Raw genomic sequence first — 7,792 nt, forward strand, 5'->3', positions numbered from 1 at the left:
TAAAATTCCTTCCTTTTATTTACATATAATATAATATAAAAGAAATACATTAGTAAAAGCTAAAAATAAATATACAGAAGGGAAGACTTTATCCTTCCGAAAAGCAACCCTAAAGGGTTGCCCTACAAAAAAATGACAACTTATTTATATTGTTCGCTTTTTAAATGAACTTCTTTTTTAAAAGTTTTCATCATCCTCCGAATAGCCAGTGGAAAAATACGCTCAATCCTATTAAAAATATCAGTATGGGAATCCAGCCTCTTTTTGCCTCTTTTTCATTGGAATATGTTATCCTCGAAAGTTTGTGCCCAAACTCCAGGGCAAATATCAATCCTAAAATTAAAATACCTGTTTGAAGATAAGACATGGTTCCGGTGAGGACAGGAGTCCATGCAAAATTTGCCGTTTTGAATAAGTTCCATCCAAACGCATAGGGGTCAGATACAACATGGAGAAGATAGCTCCCGTTTGGCAAAATAACACCAAGGCTGAATGCTATCCATCTTGCAATACCAATCGGAACGAGGCAGTAGGAGAAATTTACAAAAACTTTTTTCAAAGATATCTCTTTATTTCCACTCATTTTCTTTGAAAGATAGGAGAATATAAAAAACAATCCAGGGATAAACGCAAGGCAGAGCAATGAATAAATCGGTAAATAAGCCAGATATCCTGTAAAATTATGGGCTCTTACTATATCCTTAACCCATCCCCATGGTCCCTGCATTGCTATGTAGAACATAATCACAGCTCCAACCATGATGAAACTTTTGAATGCCTCATCCAAACCCCGTCTGTTATACACATCATCTGTTCGTTTTCGCTCCACGAAGAAATCCTTTGCAGGAGTTCTGAGGTTAAAAGCCATATTATCGTAAGGACAACTCTTAAAACATTCCATACATAAGCCGCAGTATGTGTTGCGATTCATATCATAGGGAAGTTCCATCCATGGGCATCCATAGCCGTTTTCATTGCCCACATAGCATGTTTTTGGTGTATGATTTTTACAGATATCAGGGTCTTTAACCCTGACCTCAACTGAACCAAAATTTGAATAAAGCCCCTGAAACCCGCTCACAGGGCAGAAAAAAAGACAGAATGTTCTTTTTTCGTATATGAGTGAAATAACTATTGCTCCTATGATAATTATTCCTAAAAGAATAAAGTTTGCGATGGGCATTACAGTAAAAAAACCTGAAAAAAATGTTGCCACTAAAAAGATTATATTTGTTGGCCATAGATTACGAAGGCGATTGGGCCATCTCTTGTTCAATCCAAAAAGCTTTTTTCTTCTCACTCCTATGATTTTCAATCTCTGGAGCCATTCGCCAAAAACAGGAAGAGGACATACCATGCACCAGATTCTTCCAAAGAAAGGAACCATGATTATCATAAGAAGAACCCACCAGAGAATCCATACGATCATAATTCCAAAATTATAATTACCAGCACCTATTCCACCGGTCCACCCGGCCACGAGAATTACTGTGAAAATGAAAATGTTTATAAGGATTGGTACAAAGGGAAACCAGCGATTTTTGAGAAAATTACGAACTCCTTTATAGTTTGTCAGTTCGAATTTCCAGTTCAGAGGTATTGATTTAAAGAGTTTATTCTCAGGGTTTCCTATCTTTTTTCTTGTGATGATTAATGAGCCAATTCCAAGGAGAAATATCGTTAGCAATCCTACGTGGAACTTTCGATTCGGTAGAACTTTTAAATATCCAATCATGTAAGGATGAAATGAACCACAGGTAACTGAACATCGAAAAGAAAATCTGCCTGTTTTGTTTGCCCTAAAAATTGTACTTCTTGTCTCGCCTGGGTTAACAAAAAAATCAACTCCATATCCATCGAGAAAGAACCCATGAGTAACATCCTCACTCGTGAGTTTAAGAACAACTAAATCTCCTTTATTTACTGTGATAATGTTCGGAGAATAGGAGAATTTTTTTGCTTTTATCTCTATAACTTTTTCTTTGCCGGTTGTGGCGTACACATATGAGCCAAAGAAAATTGGCATGAATAATATTAATAAAGCAAAAGTTAATATAGGAAAAAACCTCTTCATTTTCCCTCCAGAGTTAAGGTTCTTAAAATTGAAATGGATTTTCTTGAAAAACTTTCCATCTTTATTCCATCCCAAACAGCAAAAGCTATGTTTTTATCTGTACCAGGTTTAAATTCAAATTCACCTTCCTGGTTGCTTTTTAGATCTCTTTTAAAGACCACTGCCCACTTTCCATCTTTGTGCATTCCTCTTCCTTCTACGTTCTGGTTTTCCATAGGAGTTTGTGTTCCAGGACCATGAGCTATTAATTCACGAACTGTTTTTATAGATTCATTACCTTTTTGATATTTTTCTGTATCTCTATCTGCAAGCCACTGCCAGACATTTGCCTTACTCCCATAGCCCATCATCTGTGCTGTGGCAGGGCCATCATTTGGAACAAATAATATGGCACAGGCGTCAGGATTAACCGGACCTCCCCTATCTTCTGTTTCATCATAAAATTCTAAAAGGAATGCAATTTCTCTATCGTTGTATAAAGCCTTGACCAGGAGTTCTTTCTCTGAATTTCCATAGGGAATCCGGGCTGATTGAGGATAGAGGTGTATTTTTGTAAAATCTGCACTCTTCCATACTTCAGAGATCGGGTTAACGGAAATACTTTCTTCAGTATATCCTACATTCAGATTTTTTTTACCTTCTATTGATGCTGAGGGAGGAGGTATATTTAAACGATGTGCTATAAGGAAATATCCTCCTACAGCAATTAGAATAACTGTAAAAATCATTATTGCGTTGAAAAATGGTTTTTTCATGATCTATTCCTCGCGTTTTTTACTGTTTTCCTCTTAAATGAAAAAATCCACTGACCAGAAGAGGCATAGAAAGTTAAAATTGTGGAAGTTACAAATAAAATGGAACCCAGATGGGGAAGATGATAGATTTTTATCTTGCTTATTTTTGTCATTCCGATCAAAGGAGGAGTAAAGGGCTTTGCAACATTCCTTAAAGGTGCTTTTGGGTCTAAATTATGTCCTGCTTGATAGAGTCTGTATTGGGCCCAGAGAGCGAGTGAAATACCGGTTACAATGAGGGAAATGCTTACAATTTTCTTCCACTTCCCACTCCTAAAGGCTGATATGAAAGTAAACATTCCAAGAATTACAACAATTATTGCAATTATTTTAAGGTCAAGCTCTGGAAGATTAGGTTCAACATTTATTCCGATGTATCTTCCCACCACTTTCCATTCTTGCACATCACCCTTTATCCCATATGTGTAAAGAAACATTTTAGGGCTTCTATCTGGATATTGAGGAGAAGTAAATATAATAAATAGATATGGGAAAAAAAGTGAGAAGAATAGAAATCCGCTTGCGATAAACGCAGCAATTTTTTTAAATTTTATCGAGCCTAACTTCATACTTAATTTGTCCCAAATTACGCAAACCTATGTCAAAGCCCTTGTAGGGCAGGGGTTTAGCCCTGCCTGTGCCAAAGGCAGATAGACATCTTTGGTGAAGCAAAGCAAGGCTAAAGCCTTGCCCTACATATAAAAATATTTTGTGCGTTTGTATTAGAATCGCAGAAGTTTCTGATTTATTGAAGAACCCCGCCATAAATGGCGGGGATTCTTCGACGGCAAGGTATTTTTTCATTAATATTGCTCGCCTTGACCCGCCCCTGAAGGGACGGGATTGTGGCGAGCCTCCCGTTCAATATTATCATGATTAATTACTTCCTTTAGTCTCCTGCGAAGGTCACCTTCTGAGAGAAGTCCACCTGCGAATTGAACAATTCCTTTTTTGTCGATAATTATATTCACTGGAACATATTTTATGCCGTAAAATTTGCTTATTTTTCCGCCTTCATCAAGAATAACAGAAAAAGGTATGTTGTATTTTTTCGCAAAATCAGCCACCAGTTTTTCTTTTTCCATCAAATTTATCCTGAAAAACACCACATCTTCACCCTTATATTCTGAATAAATCTTATTGATTCCCTTTGTTTCCCAGTTGCATCTTCCACACCATGTTGTAAAAAAATTTAGATATATATAATTTTTCCCGAGATACTTCGTTAAATCTATAAATTCCCCTTTAACATCTTTACCTGTAAAAGGTTTAGCTTTTTCTCCTGCTGATATCAACCTGGCACTTTCCTCCCTCTCTGAAGACGCAGCGTAGAGACCATGAAAGATTGGAAGGGTGACAAATAGCACACTCAGAAAAGTATGTAATTTTAAGTATTTAAATTTTTTTATTTCTTTTCCCATTTTTTAACCTAACTCCCTGATGTTTTCAATTTTATTTTAAAATTTTTAAATAAATAAAAACTGTCTTATAAATTTATATTTTTTAAGCCTGGGGTTTCCACTCTTTAGATGGATTCCATTCTGATTCAGGTATAACTATCATTCTTCCCCGCATTTCAAGATGCAGTTCGCTACAGAACCATAAACAGTAGTACCAGAAAACCCCGGGTTTTTTTGTGGAAAATACTAACTCCTTAGCTTCACCAGGTTCAATTGACTCAAGCACATCATGTCCGGTGAAGGAAATTCCATGGCTTATGTCCATTGCCTGTTCTATGTTTGTTACTTTTAGCTTAACTTTCCATCCGCTTGGCACTGTAAACCAGTCAGGAGTGAAAAATGACCTCACAGCTGTCATTTTTACACGAACTTCTTTAGCAGCGTAATCATATTGTACAGAAGGTTTGTCGACCTCTTTAGGCAATTGATAAACCTTTTTTACCTTAGGCTTAAGAAGGCTTACAGGTATTGCCTGAGAATAATGAGTTTCAGGAGGAAGGGGCATCTGGTCGATTAATCTTGCAGGATTCGAATCTACATTGAATAATTCGTGATTTTCTGTAAATAGGGGTCCGTGAGGAACAAAGGTATCTTTTGTTAACTTATTCATGATGATGAGGTATTTTCCATAGGGAGTTGCCATATCTCCACCAGGAACCAGAAGATGTCCAACTGAATAATGGCAGGGAATTGTTTCAACAACCTGCCAGGGTTCCATCTTATGCTTATCAGAGTAAGGTGGACCAAGGGTTATTTTTTTAACATCTGAATCCACGAAAAACCCTACATAGGCAAAGCCTTTATTGTCAAACTCCACATGAGTGGGACCAAGACCTGCATCTATATCTACAGATACGGATTCCTTGTCTATTATTTTTACTCCAAACTCCTCACCAGTGAAGCGTTTATCTGAAATTGCTTTTTTTACTTTTTCAAAATCAAATGTCCTTACGATAGTTGTTGCTTTTCCTCCTACTACTGCATATTTTCCTGTTGGTGATACATCAACACCATGGGGATTTAAAGGACATGGGACAGCGTATACCTCAACATCCTTCCATGAGATCACCGGAACATCAGGTGCCTCTTTTGTTGTTATGTATTTTTTATTTTTTACAGCCTCTTTAATGCTATTTATATTCCAGAAGAATATATAATCTTCGGGTCGCTGGAACATCCCTACAACATTTACTGATCTTTCGGTATTATATGCAGTGTTTACAAACCATCCGTCCATAACTCCCCATCCAACTCTTACCATGTCAAACTGCCATGGGCCCCAGATCTGCCAGGCATTCTTCATTGTTCCATCTTTTGAAACTTCAATCCCTGCAAGACATGAAACATAAGGACCTTTGATAAAATCTGTTGGTACGGCAAGATAATCTATTATTTCTTTATTCGGATATTGTTCTAACTCAATGTTGGCTACGAGTAAACCTGAGTCAGGGCTTATATGGGCACCATGCATGCCGCCTCTGACATTGGGAACCCAGATTATCTGGGCTGTTCTATATGTTGATAGATCCACTCTTGCTACTCTTGCATAAACCTTATCATTTATAAAAAGCCATCTTCCATCATAAATTCCATCTGTCTTGCTGATGACAGGATGGTGGGTATCACCTTGCACAGCAACTTCTCCAGTCCATGGATTGGTAAGCATTTTTTTTACTTCAGGGTTTGAGAGTGTCCAGCCTGTTGAGGCGGTCGGTTCAAAAATTGGAATCTCTTGAAGAAGTTTCATTGTTGGAATAGTATAAACATATATGCCTCCCTGCTGACCACCACTGGCAAATACATAGAACTCATCTTTTTCCTGCCAGTACTGATGAGGCATTGGATATATTCTTTCGTAAGGATTGGCTGTTACCTCTTGTTTTTTAAAGCTCCGACCAATAATAAATGCTATTACAGCAATTATGATTATTAATAGAAAGATTCTAAACTTTTTCATTTTTCCTCCTGTTTAAAAATTTAATTGAAATTTGCTCTTCATAATGGTTCTACTATCAATTTTCCCCTCATCCAGGGATGATTAACACCGCAGAAAACAGGACATTCAAAATCAAATTCTCCTGACACTGTTGCTTTAAAAGATATCTCTTTTACCACATTTGCCCTCAGGCCAGTTATCCAGATGTCATAAGGTCCGAGGACATGAAATCCATGGCCGCTAAACTCTCTGAGTCCTGTGATTTTTGGTAGATCCCCATCGTCTGTGCCTTTAAGGATTAGTTTTACAACCTGATTTTGCTTGACTTTAATTAAGTTAGGCTTGAATTCAGAAGTATAAGTATTAATAGTAAAAGTTACATCAGGACTTCCAAGAGGACTGAGAGGTTGGAGCGAAGGTTCTGCTATTCTTTTGTATGGTCCTGGCCAGCGTTTTGTTCCAGGAACAAACTCTTCTGCCTGCGAAATTTCTTTTTCTGGAGCACAGGAAATTATCAGCATAAGAATTGATATGGCTGAGAAAAACTTAATTATTTCTTTTTTCATTCTATCCCCTCCTTTCTTTTAATAGATAGTTAATATCTTTGGTAATGATTTCTTCCGGGTCAACAAGTCCTACATACCTGTATCTGATAAGTCCTTGTCTATCGATTAAAACAACCATATAACTGTGATAAACAAGGTCTGAATCCTGTTTTGTTTTTACAAAAACCCGATAATTGTCCCATGTTTCTTTCAATTGAGATTCAGTTCCAGTTAAAAAGTGCCATCTTCCTTCATAGCCTTTAGTATAATAAGCTATTCTCTCTGGCGTATCCCTTTGCGGGTCAGTGGTAATTAAAATCAGAGTCAAATCTTTATCGATTACATCCTTGAACTCTTTTTGGATCCGGCGAAAGTGCAATGTGAGGATTCCACACACATCAGGACAGTTTGTGTATATAAAACCTATCAGAACCAATTTTCCTCTGAAGTCTTTAAGGGAAGTGGGGGAATTATTCATATCTATTAGATTAAAATTAAATGCTTCCTTTGGCTCAAGAAGCTCTATTCTATCAACCACTCTTTTACCCGCAACTTCAGGATTTTCAATAGCTGGATGTTCAAAGAAATGAGTTTGGCTTTCCTGGCTTTTTGTTGAGTTAAAGATAATTTTTACAGCTAAAGTGATAACCACAATGGAAACCAATGTTAAAATAATTAAATATTTTTTCATCCTATCAGTCCTCCATTTATTTTTAAAACATTTTTAATTTCTTATTTTATAACTAAGGTGCCTCTCATCTGCATATGATAATCTCCGCACCATAGAGAGCAATAGAATGGATATTCTCCTTTTTTATCTGCAAAAAACCTAACTCTTTTTACTTCACCAGCTTTAATGTATATTCCGATCCAAAGTGGCCATCGATTCCGATTCAAACCGGCCACTGATTCTGATTGAAAGTGGCCACCCATTCCGATTTATTCCGGCCACTTTTTCGATGAAATCAGAATTTGAAAAAGTT

8 protein-coding genes are annotated in these 7,792 nt (G+C 37.0%); all 8 read right to left on the reverse strand.

Translation table 11 applies throughout. The features are described 5' to 3' along the window. Positions 1-190 precede the first annotated feature (190 nt). Entirely contained in the window at positions 191-2,074 is a 1,884-nt protein-coding gene (locus AB1410_05170) for a cupredoxin domain-containing protein (GenBank protein MEW6456091.1), read from the reverse strand. Further along, positions 2,071-2,829 (reverse strand): ethylbenzene dehydrogenase-related protein, encoded by a 759-nt coding sequence (locus tag AB1410_05175; protein ID MEW6456092.1) that lies wholly within the window; start codon positions 2,827-2,829, stop codon positions 2,071-2,073. The genes AB1410_05170 and AB1410_05175 overlap by 4 nt, the downstream gene beginning before the upstream one ends. Next, the gene (locus AB1410_05180; GenBank protein MEW6456093.1) at positions 2,826-3,437 is read right to left on the reverse strand and encodes a hypothetical protein; all 612 of its coding nucleotides are present in this window, start codon (positions 3,435-3,437) and stop codon (positions 2,826-2,828) included. The genes AB1410_05175 and AB1410_05180 overlap by 4 nt, the downstream gene beginning before the upstream one ends. After that, complete coding sequence (locus AB1410_05185) at positions 3,412-3,672, reverse strand: hypothetical protein (GenBank protein ID MEW6456094.1); 261 nt, start codon at positions 3,670-3,672, stop codon at positions 3,412-3,414. Before AB1410_05185 ends, AB1410_05180 begins: the two co-directional genes overlap by 26 nt. Beyond that, entirely contained in the window at positions 3,672-4,289 is a 618-nt protein-coding gene (locus tag AB1410_05190; GenBank protein MEW6456095.1) for a TlpA disulfide reductase family protein, read from the reverse strand. The genes AB1410_05185 and AB1410_05190 overlap by 1 nt, the downstream gene beginning before the upstream one ends. Before the next feature lie 82 nt (positions 4,290-4,371). Beyond that, positions 4,372-6,285, reverse strand: a complete 1,914-nt coding sequence (locus tag AB1410_05195; protein MEW6456096.1) for a cupredoxin domain-containing protein — start codon at positions 6,283-6,285, stop codon at positions 4,372-4,374. 38 nt (positions 6,286-6,323) lie between these two features. Then, positions 6,324-6,830 carry a hypothetical protein gene (locus AB1410_05200; protein MEW6456097.1) on the reverse strand — a complete coding sequence of 169 codons (507 nt, stop codon included), beginning with the start codon at positions 6,828-6,830 and terminating at the stop codon, positions 6,324-6,326. A 1-nt stretch (position 6,831) separates the two neighbouring features. Then, a complete protein-coding gene (locus AB1410_05205; GenBank protein MEW6456098.1) occupies positions 6,832-7,500 on the reverse strand; it encodes an SCO family protein in 669 nt (222 codons plus the stop codon). Between the last annotated feature and the right edge of the window lie 292 nt (positions 7,501-7,792).

Source organism: Acidobacteriota bacterium (genome assembly GCA_040756905.1).
Lineage (GTDB): Bacteria > Acidobacteriota > Aminicenantia > JBFLYD01 > JBFLYD01 > JBFLYD01.